This is a genomic window from Pontibacter cellulosilyticus (assembly GCF_014306105.1).
GTDB lineage: Bacteria > Bacteroidota > Bacteroidia > Cytophagales > Hymenobacteraceae > Pontibacter > Pontibacter cellulosilyticus.
The window spans coordinates 488,456-509,987 of sequence record NZ_JACRVF010000002.1 but is presented as its reverse complement, the minus strand read 5'-3'; the positions used below and the strand labels follow the sequence as shown (position 1 = coordinate 509,987).

Annotated in this window: 21 protein-coding genes; 12 read left to right on the top strand and 9 right to left on the bottom strand. The window is 46.0% G+C overall.

Annotated features, from left to right (window positions below; all coding sequences use genetic code 11):
• Window positions 1–16: 16 nt before the first annotated feature.
• Complete coding sequence (locus H8S84_RS09930; RefSeq protein WP_187067159.1) at window positions 17–949, bottom strand: bifunctional metallophosphatase/5'-nucleotidase; 933 nt, start codon at window positions 947–949, stop codon at window positions 17–19.
• 13 nt (window positions 950–962) lie between these two features.
• A complete protein-coding gene (locus H8S84_RS09925; RefSeq protein WP_187067158.1) occupies window positions 963–1,718 on the bottom strand; it encodes a 5'-nucleotidase C-terminal domain-containing protein in 756 nt (251 codons plus the stop codon).
• 173 nt (window positions 1,719–1,891) lie between these two features.
• Here H8S84_RS09925 and H8S84_RS09920 point away from each other — a divergent pair, with 173 nt between their 5' ends.
• From H8S84_RS09920 to H8S84_RS09910, 3 genes are all read left to right on the top strand, one after another.
• Window positions 1,892–3,286, top strand: a complete 1,395-nt coding sequence (locus tag H8S84_RS09920) for a T9SS type A sorting domain-containing protein (protein WP_187067157.1) — start codon at window positions 1,892–1,894, stop codon at window positions 3,284–3,286.
• Between the two features lie 103 nt (window positions 3,287–3,389).
• A complete protein-coding gene (locus H8S84_RS09915; RefSeq protein ID WP_187067156.1) occupies window positions 3,390–4,805 on the top strand; it encodes a T9SS type A sorting domain-containing protein in 1,416 nt (471 codons plus the stop codon).
• Between the two features lie 38 nt (window positions 4,806–4,843).
• Window positions 4,844–5,629 (top strand): hypothetical protein, encoded by a 786-nt coding sequence (locus H8S84_RS09910; RefSeq protein ID WP_187067155.1) that lies wholly within the window; start codon window positions 4,844–4,846, stop codon window positions 5,627–5,629.
• 63 nt (window positions 5,630–5,692) lie between these two features.
• Here H8S84_RS09910 and H8S84_RS09905 read toward each other — a convergent pair whose 3' ends face one another.
• Entirely contained in the window at window positions 5,693–7,012 is a 1,320-nt protein-coding gene (locus tag H8S84_RS09905; protein WP_187067154.1) for an amidohydrolase, read from the bottom strand.
• 716 nt (window positions 7,013–7,728) lie between these two features.
• Here H8S84_RS09905 and H8S84_RS09900 point away from each other — a divergent pair.
• From H8S84_RS09900 to scpA, 4 genes are all read left to right on the top strand, one after another.
• On the top strand, window positions 7,729–8,109 hold the full coding sequence (locus H8S84_RS09900; RefSeq protein ID WP_187067153.1) for a YkvA family protein: 381 nt from the start codon (window positions 7,729–7,731) through the stop codon (window positions 8,107–8,109).
• Between the two features lie 90 nt (window positions 8,110–8,199).
• On the top strand, window positions 8,200–10,029 hold the full coding sequence (locus H8S84_RS09895) for a methylmalonyl-CoA mutase subunit beta (protein ID WP_187067152.1): 1,830 nt from the start codon (window positions 8,200–8,202) through the stop codon (window positions 10,027–10,029).
• Complete coding sequence (locus tag H8S84_RS09890) at window positions 10,029–10,469, top strand: YybH family protein (RefSeq protein ID WP_187067151.1); 441 nt, start codon at window positions 10,029–10,031, stop codon at window positions 10,467–10,469. Before H8S84_RS09895 ends, H8S84_RS09890 begins: the two co-directional genes overlap by 1 nt.
• 160 nt (window positions 10,470–10,629) lie before the next feature.
• The gene (scpA, locus tag H8S84_RS09885; RefSeq protein ID WP_187067150.1) at window positions 10,630–12,774 is read left to right on the top strand and encodes a methylmalonyl-CoA mutase; all 2,145 of its coding nucleotides are present in this window, start codon (window positions 10,630–10,632) and stop codon (window positions 12,772–12,774) included.
• Between the two features lie 199 nt (window positions 12,775–12,973).
• On the opposite strand, the gene H8S84_RS09880 is transcribed toward scpA, so the two are convergent.
• Together H8S84_RS09880 and H8S84_RS20215 are read right to left on the bottom strand one after the other, a co-directional pair.
• Window positions 12,974–13,372 (bottom strand): transposase, encoded by a 399-nt coding sequence (locus H8S84_RS09880; RefSeq protein WP_262890234.1) that lies wholly within the window; start codon window positions 13,370–13,372, stop codon window positions 12,974–12,976.
• Between the two features lie 9 nt (window positions 13,373–13,381).
• On the bottom strand, window positions 13,382–13,516 hold the full coding sequence (locus H8S84_RS20215; protein WP_262890232.1) for a hypothetical protein: 135 nt from the start codon (window positions 13,514–13,516) through the stop codon (window positions 13,382–13,384).
• A gap of 98 nt (window positions 13,517–13,614) precedes the next feature.
• Between H8S84_RS20215 and H8S84_RS09875 the strand changes: the two genes are divergently transcribed.
• From H8S84_RS09875 to H8S84_RS09860, 4 genes are all read left to right on the top strand, one after another.
• Window positions 13,615–14,175: a metal-dependent hydrolase gene (locus tag H8S84_RS09875; protein WP_187067148.1), complete on the top strand. Its 561-nt coding sequence runs from the start codon at window positions 13,615–13,617 to the stop codon at window positions 14,173–14,175.
• A 14-nt stretch (window positions 14,176–14,189) separates the two neighbouring features.
• Entirely contained in the window at window positions 14,190–14,585 is a 396-nt protein-coding gene (locus H8S84_RS09870; RefSeq protein WP_187067147.1) for a hypothetical protein, read from the top strand.
• Window positions 14,586–14,681: 96 nt separating this feature from the next.
• Window positions 14,682–14,906 carry a hypothetical protein gene (locus H8S84_RS09865; RefSeq protein ID WP_187067146.1) on the top strand — a complete coding sequence of 75 codons (225 nt, stop codon included), beginning with the start codon at window positions 14,682–14,684 and terminating at the stop codon, window positions 14,904–14,906.
• A 149-nt stretch (window positions 14,907–15,055) separates the two neighbouring features.
• Window positions 15,056–16,189: a YncE family protein gene (locus H8S84_RS09860; RefSeq protein ID WP_187067145.1), complete on the top strand. Its 1,134-nt coding sequence runs from the start codon at window positions 15,056–15,058 to the stop codon at window positions 16,187–16,189.
• 106 nt (window positions 16,190–16,295) lie between these two features.
• Here H8S84_RS09860 and H8S84_RS09855 read toward each other — a convergent pair whose 3' ends face one another.
• Entirely contained in the window at window positions 16,296–17,690 is a 1,395-nt protein-coding gene (locus H8S84_RS09855; RefSeq protein WP_187067144.1) for a DUF5723 family protein, read from the bottom strand.
• A gap of 270 nt (window positions 17,691–17,960) precedes the next feature.
• Between H8S84_RS09855 and meaB the strand changes: the two genes are divergently transcribed.
• Complete coding sequence (meaB, locus tag H8S84_RS09850; RefSeq protein ID WP_187067143.1) at window positions 17,961–18,941, top strand: methylmalonyl Co-A mutase-associated GTPase MeaB; 981 nt, start codon at window positions 17,961–17,963, stop codon at window positions 18,939–18,941.
• A 298-nt stretch (window positions 18,942–19,239) separates the two neighbouring features.
• Here the strand turns inward: meaB and folB are convergent, their stop codons facing one another.
• Genes folB through H8S84_RS09835 form a run of 3 tightly spaced genes read right to left on the bottom strand, consistent with a single transcriptional unit; the run spans window position 19,240 to window position 21,508 of the window.
• The gene (gene folB, locus H8S84_RS09845; protein ID WP_187067142.1) at window positions 19,240–19,596 is read right to left on the bottom strand and encodes a dihydroneopterin aldolase; all 357 of its coding nucleotides are present in this window, start codon (window positions 19,594–19,596) and stop codon (window positions 19,240–19,242) included.
• 9 nt (window positions 19,597–19,605) lie between these two features.
• Entirely contained in the window at window positions 19,606–20,586 is a 981-nt protein-coding gene (locus tag H8S84_RS09840; RefSeq protein WP_187067141.1) for a DivIVA domain-containing protein, read from the bottom strand.
• Window positions 20,546–21,508, bottom strand: coding sequence for a WD40 repeat domain-containing protein (locus H8S84_RS09835; protein WP_187067140.1), 963 nt, complete (start codon window positions 21,506–21,508; stop codon window positions 20,546–20,548). The genes H8S84_RS09840 and H8S84_RS09835 overlap by 41 nt, the downstream gene beginning before the upstream one ends.
• Between the last annotated feature and the right edge of the window lie 24 nt (window positions 21,509–21,532).

Genomic DNA, 21,532 nt, shown 5'->3' with positions numbered 1-21,532 from the left:
ACAAAAAATTATTTTTTCACGAAGTTGTTACAGGTGTGTTTACCGGTAAAACTGCGGTTCTCACATCTGTCTTTTTCTTGGAGCTTTTGTTAAACGAGAAGTCGATGCGGCCCAGGAAAATACCAGACCAACCCACCTGGTTTACAAGCGTTTCGTGGCCGTTGCTATGCTGCACAACAGTAGGCTCATCCAGGAAAGTATGGGTATGGCCACCAAGTATAAGGTCGATTCCATCTACCTGTTGCGCAAGCTTCATATCGTCGATTTTATCGCTGCTATATTTGTAACCTAAATGTGAAAGACAGACAATAAGGTTACATTTTTGTTTATCGCGCAATTCCTGCACCATTTCCCTGGCTACAGCTACCGGATCGTTGTAAACGGTTTCGCCGTACATACTTTTGCTCACCAGACCGTCCAATTCTATGCCCAGGCCAAAAACGCCAATGCGCACGCCCTGCTTCTCGAAGATCTTGTATGGTTCGAAGCGGTTTTCAAGTATAGTTTTAGAGAAATCGTAATTAGCAGACACGAACGGGAAAGCCGCATGTGGCAGCATTTTCTCCAGTCCCACTAAACCATTGTCAAAATCGTGGTTGCCCAGCGTGGCAGCATCATACTTCATCTCACTCATCAGCTTGTACTCCAGTTCTCCGCCAAAAAAGTTAAAGTATGGTGTGCCTTGCCATATGTCGCCACTATCAAGCAGCAACACGTTTGGTTCTTCTTTGCGAATCTGCTCTATTAGGGTTTTACGCCTTGCCATACCGCCCATGCCCCCGTGTTTGCGTCCATCGTCCGGAATAGGATCGATGCGGGAATGCTGGTCGTTGGTATGGAGAATGGTGAGGGTTATACTTTGTGCAGCTACAGCTGAAAAAGGCACTCCAAGCAAGCTTATACCAGCCGCCCCTACTGCTGTTGTTCTTAAAAAATCTCTTCTTTTCATGGTGATTTATACTTTAAGGGAGGATGGTGACACGGTTCTGTACTTCTGCTGTTACCGGCTTGCCTTCAGCAGTTAGCTGCCTGATCTGCTGCAGGATAGCATCGCGCAGCAACATGCCTACTTTCTCATACTTCACAGGATTTTTGAGCATAGTCAGCTTGTCGCCGCCACCGGCCAGGTAATCAGAAGTTACCAAAGTATAAGTCTGATTTGTCTCCAGTGGCTTTCCGTTTATTTTAATATCTGTGGCTTTACTATCGGCAACAGTGTAAGTAGAGTTATTGATGAACACAAACTTTGCTTGGGCTGCATAATCAAACAGTTCTTTAACCTTGTCGCCAGTCAGGGTTAGCACTACCAGTTCGTTTTCAAAAGGCATCAGCTCGAACACATGGCCAGTAGTAATGTTACCTTCCGGCAACGGCACACGCAAGCCGCCATCTGTTGTGAGCGAAAAATTGATCGGTTTGCCGTAAAGCTTTTGGCTCTGGCTTATCTGCAGGTCAGTTACAAAATTGCCCAGCGATGTTTCGTAACTGCCTTTGGTAAGGGATTTAGGTGCTGTACCTACCACCTCCGACATTTTTGCTACTACCTCCTGCCGGTAAGGTGCAATCTTCGCTTCCATTTGTGGATCGGCAGTTACAGTTTTGTCAACCGGAACATCGGTATTCTCTAGGACGGGAGATGCTACAAAAGTGCGCTGGCAGGCTCCTAAACTGAGTACCAACAACAGGCCACCAATGTATTTAAGGGTGTTTTGTTTCATGTTTGTGTGTAAAGTATGGCTCTAATTTACCAGCCTCTTCAACAGCAAGCAAACAGAGTAAGTTCTTACACAGAAATTCTACACTAAATTAATATAGTAACATAGGATAATATTAACAATATCTATATCTCATTTTCAGTTAATATAGTATATTGTGCATAAATCCTTAGCCTATGAAAACCAGACTTTTACTTCTCCTAGCGGTTGTCATACTGCTTGCCTCCAGCACCACATTTGCCACACACATAAGTGGCGGCTACATCAGTTACAAAGTAGATCCACAGAATCCGTTGAAGTATGAGTTTACACTAACAATTTTTGAGAATGCGGCCTCAAACGCTGATGAGGTCTCTGTTCAGATAAGTATGGGTGACTTAAATCAAGTAACTATAGTCAAAACCGAGACAATAGTTTACTCACACGCTTACCAAATACTCAAATTTAAATGGGAACATACTTACCAACAACCAGGCAATTATGTTGTTTCCTGGAAGGGTGTTAACAGGAACCCTAACATTGTAAATGTAACCCAGCCCTCAGATCAACTATCAATCTTTGTGTACACTGAAGTACAACCACGACTTAACCCACTAAACAGGCATAGTATTAAAACAATTGTACCAGCACCATTAGAAGCTTTCACTGGAGAGCCATTTAAAACGAACTTGATTGCCTACGATGCAGACGGAGATAAGCTTACGTATGAGTTGGTGATACCGCAGCATGTTAATCAAAACTTTATACCTCAAAACCTGCCAGGCTACCAGTTTCCGGTAGGCCTACACATTAATAAATTTGGTGAACTGCAATGGCAAAACCCTATGGCTAAAGGTGAGTATGCTATTGCGGTTAAGATAACAGAATATAAAGAGAATCAGCCGACCGGGTACGTAATTGTAGATATGCAATTACACGTGAAGGACAGAGTGCACGAGCCAATCGTAAAACTGCTGAACAAAGACCGGCTTACAATTAATTACGATGGCTCTGTGTATGCAAAACCTGAACAACTTTTAAAGCTTGAGTTTTTTGTAGAGAAAGCCCCGAACAGCACTAATCCAGTTTACGCAAAGCAGTTCAGCGACCTCGACACGCTTGACCTGGCAACTCCTGATTTTGCAGCACGCGACTCTGCCAATGGCCTGGCTGTAACTTTAAGATTAACTCCCGGAATAAGTATAGCACGCAACCAGCCTTATATAATTGGCTTAAGAGGAAGTACTTCAACTATTACCTCTCAAATGGTTCATCAGGTTTATGGCTGGGACTTTGTAAATGTGTACATCGGAGCACAACAACCTACTTCCATCCGAGGAGATCTGCCAGAGCAGGCTAACCTGCTGGTTTACCCCAATCCAAGCACAAATAAGTTAGTAATAGAGGGCGATAACTTACAGGGAGGGCAGCTCAAGGTATTTAATCGTAACGGGCAGCAAGCTTTCAGCTATACTCTGAAAGAGGGTAGTAACACTATAAAACGCCCTTCTCATGTGCCGGCTGGAGTTTATGTGTATTACATCTATAAAAATGGGAAGGCTATAAAAGCTGGTAAACTGGTGCTGGAGTAGCAAGTATTTTAACATAAGATGAACCAGATTTTCATTTTGTTTCCTTAGTTTTAAGACCTTATACTTCTTTGTATAGGTATCTAATTCAGGCAAGAGAAACCTTATGAAAACACTTTTACTTTATTTTACAGTTGCCTTGTACTTTTTAAGTTTCACAGCTGCACAAGCAACTCATATTAAAGGCGGATATATTACTCATAAAGCTGACAAAGACAATCCCCTGAAATATCACTTTGAGCTTTATGTATATAAAGACAGAGGTTCAAGTGTCGATGACCCATCGGTTACGATTAATTTCTCTGGTACTAACCTTGCCCCTAACACTTCTATCAGTGTTTTAAAATATTCCTACACCGATTTGGGAGGTGAAGACACGGCTTTAAACATTTATAAGTGGGAATATACTTTTCCGGGGGCAGGTACTTTTAACGTCACTTGGAACGGTATAAATCGTAACCCATATATACTGAATGTATCCTCACCATCAGATCAACTCTCTTTTTTAGTAAAGACAACTTTAATTATTCCCAGCTCAAACACTGCTAATAATGGAATAAGATTTGAAGCCCCCACTACAGCAACTGCTTACGTAGGAAAGCCATTTAAACATAATCTAAGAACTTACGAGACTGACGGAGACATACTGGTATATAAGTTTGTCACGCCTCTATGTTTTGGCCCAGGGTATTCTATCGGTGTACCAAATTATTCACTGCCTCCGGGCATATCTATAAATAAGTTTGGCGAGATAAATTGGCCGTCACCTCAGGTCAGGGGGGAATATGTTGTTGCCGTCTTGGTTGAGGAGTATAAAAACAACGAGTTGGTAGCCCAAACAATTTATGATTTCCAGATAATAGTACAGGAATCAAACAAGGAGCCCAGAGCCACACTTGTTAAGAAGGATCGGTATAAGTATACAACCGATGGAATGATAATCGCTACTCCAAATCAACGGCTTAAGTTGGAGTTTTTTGTTTCTGAAAGTAGCGGTAAAACACCTAAAGTTCCTCAACTGTACAGTGAGTTCCAACTAGACCATATCCGTAATTTTACTTCTCAGACAGTAACACACCGAGACTCTGCAAACGGTAAAGTTTTAGAGGTTGTTTTTACTCCAGCACCTGATCTAGTACGCAACCAACCCTATATAATAGGTACTAAATCTGCTGTAGACAAGTATACTACAAGCTCTCTGTACCTGTACGAAATCACTAATTGGGACTATGCATATATACAAGTTGCCTCTACTTTGCTTTCAGTCTCTGATCTAAAAGACGAAATAGATGCAAAAGTTTATCCTAACCCGGTATCTGACAAAATTTTTATCGAAAAAATTAAGCAGAAAAATGTGGAGCTGCAGATATGGAATGTTATGGGGCAGCAAGTTGTTGTGACAACATTAAATGAAGGCAAAAATATAATAAAACGCCCAAGGCATTTACCTTCTGGCACTTATTTCTATTACATCATAAGCAATGGCAGGAGAATAAAGGCTGGCAAATTGTTTTTTGATTAGCTAACTTTATAGGTATACTAACAAAACCTAACACTAAAATGAAAAAAACTACCCAGCTTTTTACCATTGCGGCCCTCTCTGTACTTGGTTTTACAACCGCAAACGCACAGCAGGTTATAAGTGGAAAAACTGCCAAAGCCATGCCTACTTACATCGGTGAAATGACAACTTATGTAGGTGATGGATTCGGACAGCACAAAGCTATTTCTCCTGATGATGTAGACTACTCGGCCAATGCCCCGATCGGCAACACTTTTCTGACGGAAGACTGGAACAAAGGCACGATCTTCTTTACCCTGAACAGAAAACTGGAAGACCAGCAATTTCAGTTTGATATTGAAATGAACCAGTTTTTATTAAAAGGAGAAGAGGAATTAAAAGAACTATCGGATGCGCGTGTAGTTAACGGTGTAAACGTGATGGCTTTTGTGATGAAGAGCAAACTTGGTGGCACCCGCCAGTTCCTTAATAGCCTGAACTCTGGCTACAAAGTAAACGGTGTTCCGTTGATGGGATTCCTGGAAGTGATAGAGGACGGTAAAGCAACTTTGCTGCGAAAGTATAGAATAGAAGTGATAAAAGCGGGTTATAACGTTGCCCTTAATGCAGGTAACAAGCAGGACAAGATCGTTAAGAAAGAAGCATACTATCTAAAAAAGAAAGATAGCAACGACCTTGTGGAAATAAGCAGAAACCAGAAATCAAACCTTGCTGCCTTAGGCGCACAGCAAGATCAGGTTAAAGCTTATATGAAGGAAAACAAGCTGAAGTTCAAACCAGGTAAAGACCTTGCTAAAATTGTAGCTTATTATAATACACTGTAGTCTTGGTTACAGTTATATCATAAAAAAAGGCGGAGTTGATGAAGCTCCGCCTTTTTTGTTGTCTTACTTTTTGCCTTGACTGCTCATATAGTTCAACGTGAGATTGGTGAGGGTTTTTACACCCAGTGTCATGCCGCTTTCATCTATGTAAAAGTCAGGGGTATGGTGGGCAGGTGCTGTGGCCGGGTCCTGGCCTTTCTTCATGCCTCCCACAAACAAGTATAGCCCTGGTATCTTCTGCTGAAAGTATGAGAAATCTTCGGCACCGGTCATCGCATTCATCAGCACCACGTTGTCTTTACCAGCTACAGCCTGCAGCGTAGGCAGCATTTTTTGTGTAAGCTCCGGATCGTTGTAGGTTAATGCGGCCGCTTCTCTTATCTCTACCTCTGCGGTTGCACCGGCACTTTCTGCAATTTTGGTGGCCGTTAGCTTTATCTTGTCGTGTATCTTCTTCTGCATGTCCTTGTCAAGGGTACGGATGGTGCCTTCCATCTCCACCACTTCAGGTATAATGTTATTGCGCACTCCGCCATGGATCATGCCTACCGTTATTACAGCACCGTTTTCTGTTAGTTCTGTCTGGCGGCTGATGATCGTTTGGAGACCATTGATGATTTGAGCAGAAACTACAATCGGATCTATACCATTCCATGGGCTGGCGCCGTGCACCTGCTTGCCTTTCACTTTGATCTTGAACACATCCGCAGCAGCCATGATACCAGCTGGCCTATACTTTAGGGTGCCCACCTCGGTCTGTGAGTTTATGTGCAGTCCGAAAATTACTTCTGGCTTTGGTCCTTTCTCCAGTACACCCTCTTTTACCATCAGCGAAGCGCCGCCTTCCTCACCGGCAGGAGCGCCTTCCTCGGCTGGCTGGAAAATGAACTTTACAGTGCCCGGGATTTCATTTTTCATACTTGCCAGCACCTCAGCAGCACCAAGCAGCATAGCAATATGCGTATCGTGCCCGCAGGCGTGCATCACCCCTACCTCCTGCTTATTGTACTCCCCTTTAGCTTTTGAGGCAAATGGTAAGTCTGCACGTTCTGTTACAGGCAGTCCATCAATATCGGCTCTTAGGGCAACTACAGGTCCGGGTTTGCCTCCTTTAAGTATACCTACCACACCTGTTTTGGCAATACCTGTCTCTACTTCTATGCCCAGCTTTTTCAGGTCCTGGGCAATACGTTTTGCTGTTTCCGTTTCACGGTTACTTAGCTCCGGGTTTTCGTGGTAATAGCGGCGGCACTCAATTACTTTAGGTTCTATCTTGTCAGCCATGGCGTTGGCCTTGGCTGTTAGTTTGCTTTGCTGTGCCATGGCTGGCGCTGCAAATAAGCCAAAGCCTAGTGCGGCAAGTATAAGTTGATGCTTTTTCATATCGGTTTGTATAAAGTGGAAGTATGAATATAAACACTTGGAGCTTAGGATGGAAGTGTGAGCAGGTATTATTTGGGAGTAATGCTTTTTATCCGCTATCATGTTTGAATAACTTTTACTATTCTTAGCTAGCTTTTCGCCTCGCCGGCTGGGCCTTACTTTTCTCCTTGAGGAGATAAACCACCCCGCCTGCGGCACCCCTCCTTAAAAAAAGGAGGGGAGTGCAAAAGAATCAAGACAATTTTGTTTTTTGAGGACCCCTACCCCCACTCGCTGAACGCTCAGACAAAAAATCGTCGTTGGTGCACCTGACCAAGGCCGTTACTTTGAGCGAGAGTGTTCAATCTACCCCTGCACCTCCAAGGTGGGAAATTTAACGTTGCATGCTTATACTTTGTCTCCGGTTGCAAAAGCCTCCTGAGAAGAAGTGCCGATCCCAGCCTTTGGGTTGAGCGCCTTGTGAGATCCGGTGCCCGCAAGGGCATCACGTAAGCGCAGGAGGGAACACAGCGGCATGCAGACAAACGAGGCCACCCGGCCTTGAGGGCACCAAAGCCTGAAATGAAAGTATAGGTAAGTAAGACTGAGCTTTAGCAGCAGTTAGGTAGAAAGACAAACAACACTATCCTGAGTAACAGCAGTAGCAAAAGCCGACAGCTGCAAATCGTCATTTCTATCACCTTCTCCAAAACTCAAAATCTACCGTACAACCTACCATGCTTCGGAAATGGAAAGAAACGGTACGTAAACTTAAGGAGGATATCTATACTTTATACCTGGCCTCCCGCGATCCGCGCATACCCTTTGCGGCTAAAGTAGTGCTGGTGATCACAGTTGCCTACGCCTTTAGCCCGATAGATCTTATTCCTGACTTCATACCTATACTTGGTTACCTCGACGACCTGCTTATACTTCCGTTGGGTATTTGGCTGTCCATCAAACTGATTCCAGCACCAGTTCTGGAGCATTACCGGCAAAAAGCAAAAGAGCAGATGCTGGAGCGAAAACCAAACTATGTAATGGCAGCGGTGATCGTCATTATCTGGCTGTTGATAGGCTATTGGTTTTACCAGGCATACATGGAGCAGATCGATTAAAGTATAGCGCATTGCAGATATACAGCCGCTGCACTTTTACAACCTTACGTAGAAAAGGTTATCTTTACAACAAATTACTACACCACCACGATGACGGAAGAGCAGAAGCTATTTTCAGAATTCAACCCAGCCACTGCGGCTGATTGGGAGCACAAAGCACAGAAAGACCTGCGCGACACGCCCCTCGAAAGCCTTACCTGGCACACCCACGAAAATATTGATGTTAAGCCATACTACTCCAGAGAGGATATTGCCAACCTGCCTTTTGCAAAGCACGAGCCGGGGCAGTTCCCGTACCTGCGAGGCCGTAAAACTAACGGCAACAGCTGGCAAAACATTCAGCAGGTAGAGGTTAAGGGCAACGGCAAACACGATATCGAAAAAGCGGCCGATGCACTGCAAAGAGGTGCAGACGGTATCAGCTTTGTGATACACAATCCCGAACTGTTTGATTTTGCATACCTGGTCCGGAAGATAGACCTTACGAAGCATGCAGTTTCTTTTACCCTGCAGGAGCAGCCGGATACATTCCTGGAGCACCTATATGCAGAATTGAATGCTTGTGAAGTGTCGCCGCTCAACATGAAGGGCTCCATCAACTTCGACCCGATCACGATCAAGAGCACCATTACCCACGAGGAGAAGAAAGCTATTATCCAGGTACTAAATCTGACAAAGGATAGCTCCGAATTTTACGGTGTAACGGTAAATGGAACCAGCTTTTCAGGCATCGGAGCATCTATTACGCAGGAGATTGCTTATACTTTAAGTGCTGCTGTAGCTTATGTCGACAGATTAACAGATGCCGGTGAGCCACTTGAGTCGGTGCTGCGCAACATGCAGTTTCACATGGCTTCGGGTACGAACTACTTCTTCGAGATTGCCAAGCTTCGTGCACTGCGTCTGCTGTGGGCAGCTGTTGTAGAAGCATACAAGGCAGATCCGGAGTTAGCCGCAAAACTGCGTATCCATAGCTCTACCTCCAGCTGGTATCAAACTACCCTGGACCCTTACGTGAACATGCTGCGCACCACAACAGAGGCCATGGCGGCTGTTATTTCCGGCTGCGACTCGCTTACTGTTACACCTTTCGATAGCACCTTCAAGTCTTCTGATGAGTTCTCGGAGCGCATTGCACGCAACGTGTCTATTATACTTAAAGAAGAAGCGTACTTAGACAAAGCCATCGACCCGGCAGCTGGCTCATACTACCTGGAGTCTCTGACCAACGCGCTGGCTCAAAAAGCCTGGAAACTGTTTAAAGAAGTGGAAGAGCGCGGCGGATTTGAGGAGGCCTATAAAGACGGATTTATACTTGGCACCATTACAGAAGTTAGCCGCCGCAAATTCCGCAACATAGCCACCGGGCGCGAAGTGCTGGTAGGTACCAATAAATACCCGAACCCGAAAGAGCAACTGCCTTTTGACCCGGAAGAACTGATCCAGAGCTCAGGTTTTGACACCACCCGTGCCTCCTACCCCACAGAGATAATGCGCATGGCCACAGAACTGCACAGGCGTAAACTACAGCGCCATCCTAAGGTGATAATTGCTGTTATTGGAGAGGCTGTGCAACGCCACGTGAATGCCAGTTTTGCACAGGAGTTCTTCACTTGCGCCGGCTTCGATACAGAGGTTCAGCAGTATGCAACCGTTGAGGAAGCATCTGATAAATTGACAAACTCGGACATTGAAGTGCTGGTAGTTTCTTCTTCGGAATCGGCTTTCGTGCGTGAGTTCGGACCAAGAATTCGTAACCATCATGCCAGACCTACTGTCATACTTGCCGATAACCCGGAGCACATGAAAGATGAGATGATAGACAACGGTTACGAAGAGTTTATCTTTGAAGATTGCGATATGAGCACTATCATGAATGTGATCAACAAAAAGCTGCACGGCGAAGGCAACAAAGACTAATGAAGTTTATCATCACAAGTATACTAACCATGGCTTTGGCAACAGCACTTTCATCTTTTGTGGCACCAAAAAGTAAAGCTGAACAGGAAGTAATAAAGGCCCTTGAAGGGCAGATCGCTGCCTGGAACAAAGGCGACCTGGAAGAGGCCATGAGCTTTTACTGGAATTCTCCGGAGATGCTTTGGATCAGTAAAAGCGGCACTGAAAAAGGATATCAGGAAGTATACCAGATGTTCCTTCAAGACTTTACCGATCGCAGCAAAATGGGCGTTTATTCGTATGAGCCGCTGCACATCGAGCAGGTATCCTCAGAGGCAGTATACTTTGTGTTCCGCTGGAAGATTGAGCTGGATGGTAAACGCCTGATGGGTGGTGTATCGTCGCAGCTCTGGAAAAAGAAAGATGGACGCTGGGTGGTAACCTCAGAGCACGCGAGTTAAACAATGACTGAATTAGTGAATGAGCGATTGAGTGAATGATTTTAGATTATACTTCACCAGACTCTCATTCTAAACTATAAAAATGATTATGATGAGCGAATGAAATGATCGGATAACCTACTCACTCATTCACTCAATCACTCATTCAAAATTATTAAGAATGAAACCTGACTTTTCGAAAGTTGACATAAACAAGGTAGCCTCGTCTGAGCACGGACCTAAAGACCACAAGCAGCCGAAGCCCTGGAAAACACCGGAGCAGATCGAGGTAAAGACCTTTTATACTTCGGAGGACGCCAGGCATTTTGAGCATCTGGATTTTGCAGCCGGTTTGCCGCCATACTTACGCGGACCATACAGCACGATGTATGTTCAAAAACCGTGGACTATTCGCCAGTATGCCGGTTTCTCTACCGCTGAAGAAAGTAACGCCTTTTACCGCCGCAACCTGGCCGGAGGGCAGAAAGGCCTTTCGGTAGCGTTTGACCTGGCCACGCACCGCGGCTACGACTCCGACCACCCGCGCGTGGTTGGTGATGTGGGCAAGGCCGGTGTAGCCATCGACTCGGTGGAGGACATGAAGATCCTCTTCGACCAGATTCCGCTGGATCAGATGTCGGTCTCCATGACGATGAATGGTGCCGTGCTGCCGATCATGGCTTTCTACATTGTGGCAGCTGAAGAGCAGGGTGTGAAGCCCGAGCAGCTTTCAGGTACAATTCAGAATGACATCCTGAAGGAGTTTATGGTGCGCAACACCTACATTTACCCGCCGGAGCCAAGTATGAAAATTATAGCCGACATCTTTGAGTATACTTCCAAGAAGATGCCGCGTTTCAACTCTATTTCCATATCGGGTTACCATATGCAGGAGGCCGGCGCCACTGCCGACATTGAGCTGGCTTATACTTTGGCCGACGGTCTGGAGTATGTGCGTACCGGATTGAAAGCAGGTATGGACATTGACGATTTCGCGCCGCGTTTGTCGTTCTTCTGGGCTATTGGCATGAACCACTTTATGGAGATTGCCAAGATGCGTGCCGCGCGTATGCTGTGGGCTAAATTGATAAAGCAGTTCAACCCGAAAAACCCGAAGTCGCTGGCTTTAAGAACGCACTGCCAGACTTCCGGTTGGAGCTTAACAGAGCAGGACCCGTTCAACAACGTAACCCGTACTTGCGTGGAGGCTCTTGCTGCTGCACTTGGCGGAACACAAAGCTTGCACACCAACGCACTTGATGAGGCCATTGCCTTGCCAACAGATTTCTCTGCCCGCATTGCCCGTAACACGCAGATTTACCTGCAGCAGGAGACGCATATTACCAATGTGGTAGATCCGTGGGGCGGCTCATACTACGTAGAGGCGCTTACACACGAGATCGCACACAAAGCCTGGACACTGATGCAGGAAGTGGAAGAACTGGGCGGTATGGCCAAAGCGATTGAGACAGGTCTGCCAAAAATGCGTATTGAAGAGGCAGCTGCCCGTAAGCAGGCCCGTATTGATTCCGGCAAAGATATCATTGTAGGTGTTAATAAGTATAAACCAGAGCAGGAACAAGAGATCGAGATCCTGGACATTGACAACACTGCTGTGCGTGAATCTCAGTTGCGCCGATTGGCAAGTATAAAAGACAGCCGCGACGAAGGTAGCGTTCTAAATGCACTGCAGGCTTTAACGGACGCTGCAGAATCTGGAACAGACAATTTACTTGACCTTGCCGTAGAAGCAGCCAGACGCAGAGCCACCTTAGGGGAGATTTCCGATGCTTTGGAGAAAGTATACGGCAGACATAAAGCAGTAATCAGAGCCATATCAGGAGTGTATTCCGCAGAACTAACCGATGACGAAAACTTCGAACGAGCTAAGGTCTTAGCTGATCAGTTTGAAGAACTAGAAGGCCGCCGGCCAAGAATCATGGTCGCTAAAATGGGCCAGGACGGCCACGACCGAGGCTCCAAAGTAATCGCCACCTCCTTCGCCGACCTCGGTTTTGATGTGGATATCGGGCCGTTGTTCCAGACACCAGCCGAAGTAGCCATGCAAGCCGCCGAAAACGACGTGCACGTGGTGGGCGTATCGTCACTGGCAGCTGGTCATAAAACGTTGGTTCCGCAGTTGATTGAAGAGCTCCGCAAACTAGATCGCGAGGATATCATGGTGATTGTAGGCGGTGTGATTCCAGCTCAGGATTACGACTTCCTGTACAAAGCTGGTGCAGAGGGGGTGTTTGGACCTGGAACCATCATCTCAGTGGCTGCTCAGAATATTCTGGAGAAGTTGATCAAAAGAGTGGAGGCGTAAGCTACTTCTAATATAAAAAAGCCGCAGTTGATTAAGCTCAGCTGCGGCTTTATATTTATTCTGGCGCTGGTATCCAACCGGTGACGCACAGTGTACGAGAGTCTCCAGACTCGCTTTTATACTTGTACAAGTGAGTCTGGAGACTCACACCCACCCTCGGCACCGGATAGATTCCGGCGCCAGACTTTATACTTATACTTTAATCAATCAACACAACTTCTAACCTCCCTTTTTCACCAGCATAATATCTGGCACTGCTGTAATACCACTGCTCCGGCTCCTCTACAAAGCCAGTCTTCACAGGATTTTGATGCAAATACTCCAATCGTTGGTCTAGCATTTCATTATTACTTAGCTCAAGTTGATGCTCTGCCAGTTGCCAAAACTGATACTCTCCATGGCTGCTGCTTTTCGCTGCGGCACTTTTAAACATCCACATTAGCCAGTTCATCCGGCTCTCCTTTGGGTTGTTCCTGATGGCTTCAATTAAATGCCGCGCAGTATATTTTTTCAAATCCCTCATTACATCTGGCAACTTTGGCGCAGAGCAGATTAAATGCACATGGTTCGTCATGATACACCAGGCATAAAGTGTCAGTTCTTTCTTTTACTGGCAGTAGATTATACTTTCACAAACCAACTCACAATAATCGCGTCGGGTAAATACATCCGCCCACTCCACCACAGTTAGTGTGATAAAGAATATACCATCAGGGTTTGCGAGTTTATACTTCGTGCTCATCACTCAGAAGACGAAATGCTGCCCCTAAAGTTTTTAGACTATATCTCTTCTCCAACTTTATACTTATCTTCACTTAGTAAACCAACACCCCCATAACAATGGCCTCAGCTTTCGCACACGCACTGGCAGCAGTAGCAATTGGCAAAACTTTACCCGCTAAGTCTACTTCTGCTAAATTTTGGATCTTGGGAGCTCTCTGTACCATACTTCCTGATGCCGATGTGCTGATGTTTAAACTTGGCATACCGTATGAACATGTTCTGGGGCATAGAGGCTTTTCGCACTCGCTGGTATTTGCGTTGCTGCTCGGGGTCTTGGTAACTGCCATCTTCTTCAGAAGTATAAAACTGACTAGCAAACAGGGTTTGTTACTTATACTTTTCTTCAGTCTCTGCACTGCCTCCCATATTCTGCTGGACGCCTTAACCAACGGCGGTTTAGGGGTGGCGGTATTCGCACCGTTCGATAACACTCGGCACTTTCTGCCTTGGAGGCCAATACAGGTATCACCGATAGGCATAGGTAATTTCTTTAGCGAGTGGGGCTGGCGGGTGATCAAGAGCGAGGTGGTTTGGGTAGGGCTGCCTTCTCTGGTATACATCCTTTTTATCTCTATTTTTAAGCTAAGTAAAAACAGAACTACGTTTATAAAGCATTAAGCCTTAATTCTACCATGAAATTTAAGTACATCCTCATACTTGTCTCGGCTTTACTTGTCGCTTGGTTTATCTACGATACTTTATCTATACCTGGGGTTGATGACCTGGAAGGAGATTTTAGTGAAGTGGCCATGTACCGCAACGAAAACAACACCGGTCCAATCACCCGAATTTATGCAGTAACCGTTAACGATACGTTGTGGCAGGAAATGCAGGATTATGGCGATTTCATGCCCCACACCAAGTATGGTAACACCAAAGTTTATTTCTTTTTAGAAGGCAATCCTGCACCTGACAATATTTACCCCGGCAGCACTAACTTTGAAGCTCGCTATAACGACTACGCTTTAGCCAAGTATGAGAAAGATGCGATGGGCCAAGTGTCGTTTGTGAAGCAACCATTTAAGTAGATCAGGCCTAATCCATAGCTGCACTACTACCTTTTAGTTTTTGAAAATAATGCGCATTGGCATCGTACAATAAGGATAACCTTAAATATGACAGCTATGAAAAAGATAAATATTTTTGCGGCAGCACTTTTCTCTGCTTCACTGTTACTTGCTTCCTGTGGCGGCAGTGAGTACGGTGAAAATGCGGAAATGCCACCAGAGTCACAGGTGAGTGATACACAGGAAACAGGGGTGGAAATATCTGGTGACAAATCTGGCACTGGCGCAGATTCTGCACACATCAACGATAAATTAGCCGGCGATTCTGTTGTTCAGCAGTAGCAGGTAATCCCAAATCATAAACCAGGAGAAGCAGACTGCACAGTCTGCTTCTCCTGGTTTATAGCCCATAACAGTAGCAATTTGCTATTCCCTTTATACTTGGCATTGCATTTGTACTTTCTCGAAGCATCAGACGTTTTACATTTGCTATGATAAGATTTAAACATATTGCAGCTGCAGCTTTAATTACTTTCAGCAGCTTTAGCGCTTTTGCCCAGGGAGAAAAAAATAATTGGTATTTCGGAAAAGGTGCCGGGATCATCTTTGAAAATGGCACACCCACTGCCACATCCAGCCGCTTGTTTACCGAAGAGGGCAGTTCTTCGCTTTCAGATAAAGACGGTAATTTGCTATTGTACACAAACGGCATCACCGTCTGGAACCGTGAGCACAAGGTAATGCCGAATGGCAACGGACTGATGGGTGGCAAATCTTCCACTCAATCGGCACTTATACTTCCCAAGCCCGGCAGCGAAACCATCTACTACATTTTTACCACAGACATACAGGCACAATCCAACGGCCTGCGCTACAGCGTGGTAGACATGAGCAAAGACAACGGCAACGGCGACATTGTTACCCGTAACAACTTTGTGATTGCCCCAGCCACCGAAAAACTAACAGCTGTACGCCACAGCAACGGCCGCGACTGGTGGGTGCTGGCACACCGCTGGAACAGCAATGGTTACATGGCCTATTTAGTTGATGCCGAAGGTGTAGCCACACAGCCGGTAATGAGCATGGTGGGCATAGTACATGGTGGTCCTAACCGCAAGGCAATTGGCTACCTAGTGCCATCTCCTGACGGTACAAGACTAGCTGCTGCACTCTGGAATGACGACAGCAGCTTTGAGATTTTAAAATTTGACCGCAGTACCGGTAAAATATCAGACCCTGTCCACTTGAAAGGATTTTCTCAGGCCTATGGTGTTGCTTTTTCTCCGGACGGCAGCAAAGTATACGGCACCGTTAATAACGGCGAAATGAATAAAGCACAGATCGTACAGTTTGATTTGAGAGCAGGAAGCGCAGATGCCATTGCAAAATCAGCGGTTGTAGTAGGTACCTCCGGAAGCCCTAGTTTAGGAGCACTGCAAGTTGGGCCCGATGGTAAAATTTATGTTGCCCGTAAAGACAACTATTACCTGGGCGTAATTAACAAACCAAATGCAACAGGCAAAGCCAGCGAGTATGTAGACAACGGCTTTCACCTGGGCAAGCAGAAAAGTGACTTAGGTTTACCTAACTTTCCACAAGGATTATCAAGGCCAAGGATAAACTAAGTATAGACTTTATATAAAAGCAGCAGCGCCGGCCCTTCATAGAGCCGGCGCTGCTGCTTTTATAATTCTTTGCTCAACTACAATCAGGCGGTTCAGCAAATGTAAACTAAAGTACCTTTGGCTTACCTATTTTAAACCTCAGGAAGCCCACGGCAAATGATCCACCCGGATTATCCTCTACGAAAGGAGCAGTTACATCGCGTGTACTCACGCCAAACTCATAAACTGGTGTAACAATCGCAATACCAACCGGAAGGTTAAACTTATCGCCGGCACCAGTGGTTACACCTGTGCTTAAACGTAAGGCCGAGAAAGGATTCACGTCTATGCCCAAGCCAACAAAGTCCTGAGAAATGTTGCCTGGCGCATTGTTAAGCGCACGCACATAATCTAATCCTACTTCTACTTTCTCTCCTATCTTTACACCAACGCCAGCTCTGAAGCGTGTTGGCAGGTCAGTAGTAAGCTCACTTACAGGACTAAATACCAACGCGCTGTCGATGATGGTTTTAGCCATGTCTGCTGCCTCGCTGAAATCATACTCTTCTGATCCGTCAACTTCCGGCAGCTTAAAGCCTTTGTCCTGAGCCTGCAGCAGGTTCTCTGTCCAAGTCATTTTACCGATATCTGTTACTGAGGCGCTTACTTTTACAATCTTTACGATCTCAGCTGATAAGCCTACGTCGAAGCCATGGCCGCGCCCAACAGGACTCAATAAACCGTCAGCGTCTTCATAGGTGAATTTAGGGTCGTTCAGGTAGTCATCGTAGTCGATGTCAAGTATAGGCGAGGCTGCACTGTAAGCCTTTACCTCACCTCCTTTAGAACTGAACTCGTATAGTGCCATACCCTGGATATATCGGTAACCTGCGCCACCGTAAATATTCAGCAAGGGCAAGTCAATTATTTTTCTGCCGTACGCAATATTCCACTCATTTACCCACGATGCCTTTATCTCAGTACCCTCAAAAAGCTGCGACACATATACTGTCTGCCCTGGCGCATATTGCTTGTACAATTCAGCATCCTGTCCCAGGAATACCAGCTCTGAAAAGTTCTTGTTGAAGGCCACATGGCTTAGTGCACGCTGACGATTGCTAATAGCAAGGCCACCAAACTTTGGCAGACTGATGGAAAGTGCAAAGGTGTTAAAATCGGCACCTGCATTTAATACGTTGTCGCTGGTGAAAGCTTTTGCCAGATCACGGCGCGCAGCTAGCGTAAGCTCTTTGTTTTCGGCAGCCTCTAAAAAGCGGTTCACAGTGGTTCTGGTCATGGCCTGTGTGCTGGCTCCTACTCCACCCTCGCCAATTGTAAACGATACAATAGAGGTGCTGCGGCCTAAGTTTCCAGGGTTTACCCCTATCGCCTGAAAGTCGTGAACAAAAGTGTTCATTACGCCCCCACGGCCTACTACCGAGAAGCTGCTAAGCTCTGTTTGCGCCAGCGCACTTGCCTGTATCCCCGCGAAGGCAGCCGCCAGCATCAACAATTTTTTCATAAAAGTTGGTTGATGTACTTTGTACTTGTGTTTGGTTAGATTAAGCTGACAGTGTTTTTGCAATTAAGAAACGGAAAGTTTTATACTTCAACGTTTTACAGCACTGCCAATTTGAGTGCAATTTCTTGCTTTTATATGTGATATCCATATATATCCAGAAATTTATTTGTTACGTTATATATAGAAAAGTATATTCTTCAGTATAACTAAAGCGATTGTGCATTTAAGTCCTAAATTTGTAGATAGCACTGCAACCTATACAGCTAAAAGTTGGCAAAGAGATTCAGCACCGATACTTATGTAAATGGCATACTTTCCGGAGACCGGGTGATGCTAAGCCGTGCCATTACCTTGGTTGAAAGTAAACTTGCTACTGATCAGGAACTAGCCCAGCAGGTAATAAATGCGGTGTTGCCGCATGCTGGTAATTCTGTGCGGATAGGTATAACTGGTGTGCCAGGAGTAGGCAAAAGCACTTTTATCGAATCATTCGGCAGCTACCTCATCATAGAGCAAGGCAAAAAGTTAGCCGTGCTGGCCATAGACCCTACCAGCCAACGCTCCGGCGGAAGCATACTTGGCGATAAGACTCGTATGGAGGAACTCTCCATGAACCCGCAGGCGTACATCCGGCCTTCACCGGCTGGCAAGTCGTTGGGAGGCGTAGCCAAGAGTACCCGCGAAACAATCATACTTTGCGAGGCTGCTGGCTTCGACACGATTATAGTTGAGACAGTAGGTGTTGGCCAGTCAGAGACGGCTGTGCATGCCATGGTCGATTTCTTTTTGCTGTTGATGTTGGCGGGTGCCGGCGATGAGTTGCAGGGTATAAAGCGCGGTATTATGGAGATGGCCGATGCCATTGCCATTACCAAAGCCGACGGAAGCAACACAGGCAAAGCGACAGCCGCCAAGGCTGAATATCAAAGCGCACTGCACCTCTACCCTCTTGGTACTTCGGGCTGGCTTCCACAGGTTAGCACCTGCTCCGCTCTGAAAAACACTGGTCTCGACACAATCTGGCAAACCATTGCCGACTACCTGAAGCTCACTCAAGACAACGGTTTTTTCGAAAAGAAGCGCAGGGACCAGAACCTACAGTGGATGTATGAGGCTATTCGCCAAGGGCTGGAAGACAATTTCTATAGCCACCAGCAGGTGAAAGAACAATTACAAAGTATAGCAGATGAGGTTAAAGATGGGCAAAAATCTGCCTTTGCCGCTGCTGCTGAGTTGTTGCGATTGGTGTAGGTTTTACTCCTGCAGTTCCGAATTCAACCACCCCTAACCCCTCCTTATCCAAGGCGGGGAACTCTTGCATTACTTTAGTCTAACTTCTGTAGCTTCTGCTTAACCTCCCTTCCCACAAGATCCTTTAAGGGTGAAAAAGAGTAGTACAAAGCTATTATGATGAAAGTTAAGGTAGTAAGTACAATTCCCCGCCTTAGACAAGAAGGGGTTAGGGGTGGTTGGACCACAACAGCTATAAAACAAAAACAGCTGGCTCATTTCCTGAACCAGCTGTTTTTAAATACCATTAAAGTATAAACTACCTTGCTTCTTCTAAACTAACCTTCGCCCACTTACAGATTCCTCCCAGAGGCGGGTTAAACTTGTATACATTAACCTTTACCGACTGCACAAACGGGAAGCGCTCGTATACTTTATCAATAATCCGATGCCCCAGGTGCTCCAGCAGGCGGGCAGGTATTTTCATCTCCTCCAGCACCAGCTTGTACAGTACTTCATAGTTTACCGTCTCATCCAGGTTATCACTTTCGGCGGCGCGGCGCAGGTCGGTGTTGATGATCAGGTCGATGCCATACTTGTTGCCGATCTTCTGCTCCTCGTCGTAAAACCCGTGGAAGGCAAAAAACTCCATGCCCTCCAGTGCAATCTGCCCCATACTTACAGCTTAGCCTATCTCGTCAAAGAAAGAACCGCCAGTACTAGTTGGCTTCACAGTGGCGCCGTTTGTAGCATAAGCGTTACGTGATGGCTCTGTGTTTGGTGGTTGAATCTCAGGTTTATCTGGCGTTACTGGCTTAATTTCAGGTATTGGCTGCTCGATATCCGGCGCAGGCACACGACCAGGGTAGTCTGGCTCAACTGGCTCAACTTCCGGCGATGGAATGTTGGGTACAGGTGTTACAGGCGTAGGCACCTCGTTTGGCTGGGTTACATCCGGAGCCGGATCGCCAAATGGATCGTACTCTTTGCCGTTACCGTTGCTTATTGCTACAGGCGCATTAGCTGCCGTAGACTCAGGTAAAGTATATGTTTCTTTTACAGTATTCATTTCTTTCAGATTTTTTAACAGCTCCGTGTTCTCAACTCGAACACCGGCAGCTCTTGAAAGAATACTGTTTGTATCGCTCTTTGGTTTAGATTTGGTTCGCTCTGCTTTCTCAAGCGCTTCGTTGGCAAGGTTCTTTAGCTCACGCACCATTGTGTCCAAGTGTCCTTCCATACGCTGATAATCCTGCTCCAGGGCCTTTACCTCCTGCTGCATCTCAGCTACCATCTTCTCAGATTCTTTTTTAGCCTCCTCCAACATCTGGCGTGCTTCGTTGCGAGCCTGGTTCAGCAACTCGTTGGCCTTTAGCTCTGCCTCACGCGCCTTAAGCTCTGCAGACTTAGTAGCCTGCTCCAGAATGCTGTTACCTGTATCTTCGGCGGTTTTAAGCGTTTTGTAAAGCGACGACTCCACCTCACGCAGTTTCTGGGTTTCGCGGTGCGAAGCATCCAGTTTCATGCGCAGATCCTTGTTCTCATCCAGCAGCCTTTCCCACTGCTGCGAAAGGGTAAGCAAAAATGCGTTTACTTCGTCCTTGTCTAATCCTCTAAATGCCTTCTCAAACGTTTTTTGCCTGATCTCTAATGGTGTAATCTTCATAACTTGAACCTAAATTTATATCCCAAACCGAAATGGTGCGGTCATCGCTACACGAAACTAACTGATTCTTGTGAGCCGACCAAAATAATTTATTAACCGATGTGCCGTGGCTTGCATTTCGCACTTTGTCTATCACTTTCAGCAACTTAAAAGTCTCCGCGTCCCATACTTTGATAGATTTATCCATGCTGCAGGTGGCAAAATGGCGGCCATCAGGACTAAAAGCAATATGATTGATAGTGTACATGTGTGCAATAAGGTAACCACGCTCTTTGTACTGTTGCTCCACCTCCCACACCCGCAGGTGTGCATCGCGGCTGCCTGTTAGCAACAGCTTGCCATCAGGAGTATAAGCCACTGTAAACACAGAATTAGTGTGAGACTTTAGTTCATACTTTACAGCCATACTTGTGGCATCAAAAATTCGCACCACATTGTCGCTGTAGCCAACTGCCAGTTCGTTGCTATACTTGTTGTAGGCAAGGCTACGGGCACTCTGGTCAGATTTTCGGATGATGGTTTCCAGTTCAAACGTTTGGCCGTTAAGCACACACACTGCTCCGCTGCCCATCGCCACAAACACCTTATCCAAAGTATAAACTATATCGAAAATGGCAACTTTAGGCAGCGCTACCGACTTTAGAATCTGCTTATTATTCAGATCAATTACCTGCACCCCTTCCTGATTCTGCCCTATCAGCAGCAGGTTGCGGTCTGGCACGTATCGTAATGCATAAATAGAGCTTGTTACCTTGGCTACCAATTCTCCGTTTTCTGGCTGTGTCAGGTCCCAGGCTACTACCATTCCATCGCCTGCACCAGAGAAAAAGATGTTGTCATCACTGCTTTTCTCCAAAGTATAAACGCAGTCGCGGTGGCCGGTGAGGGTGGCTATTTTTTGTACTTGTATCTTGCTGGCCATGATGCCAAATTGGTTCTGTGTCTT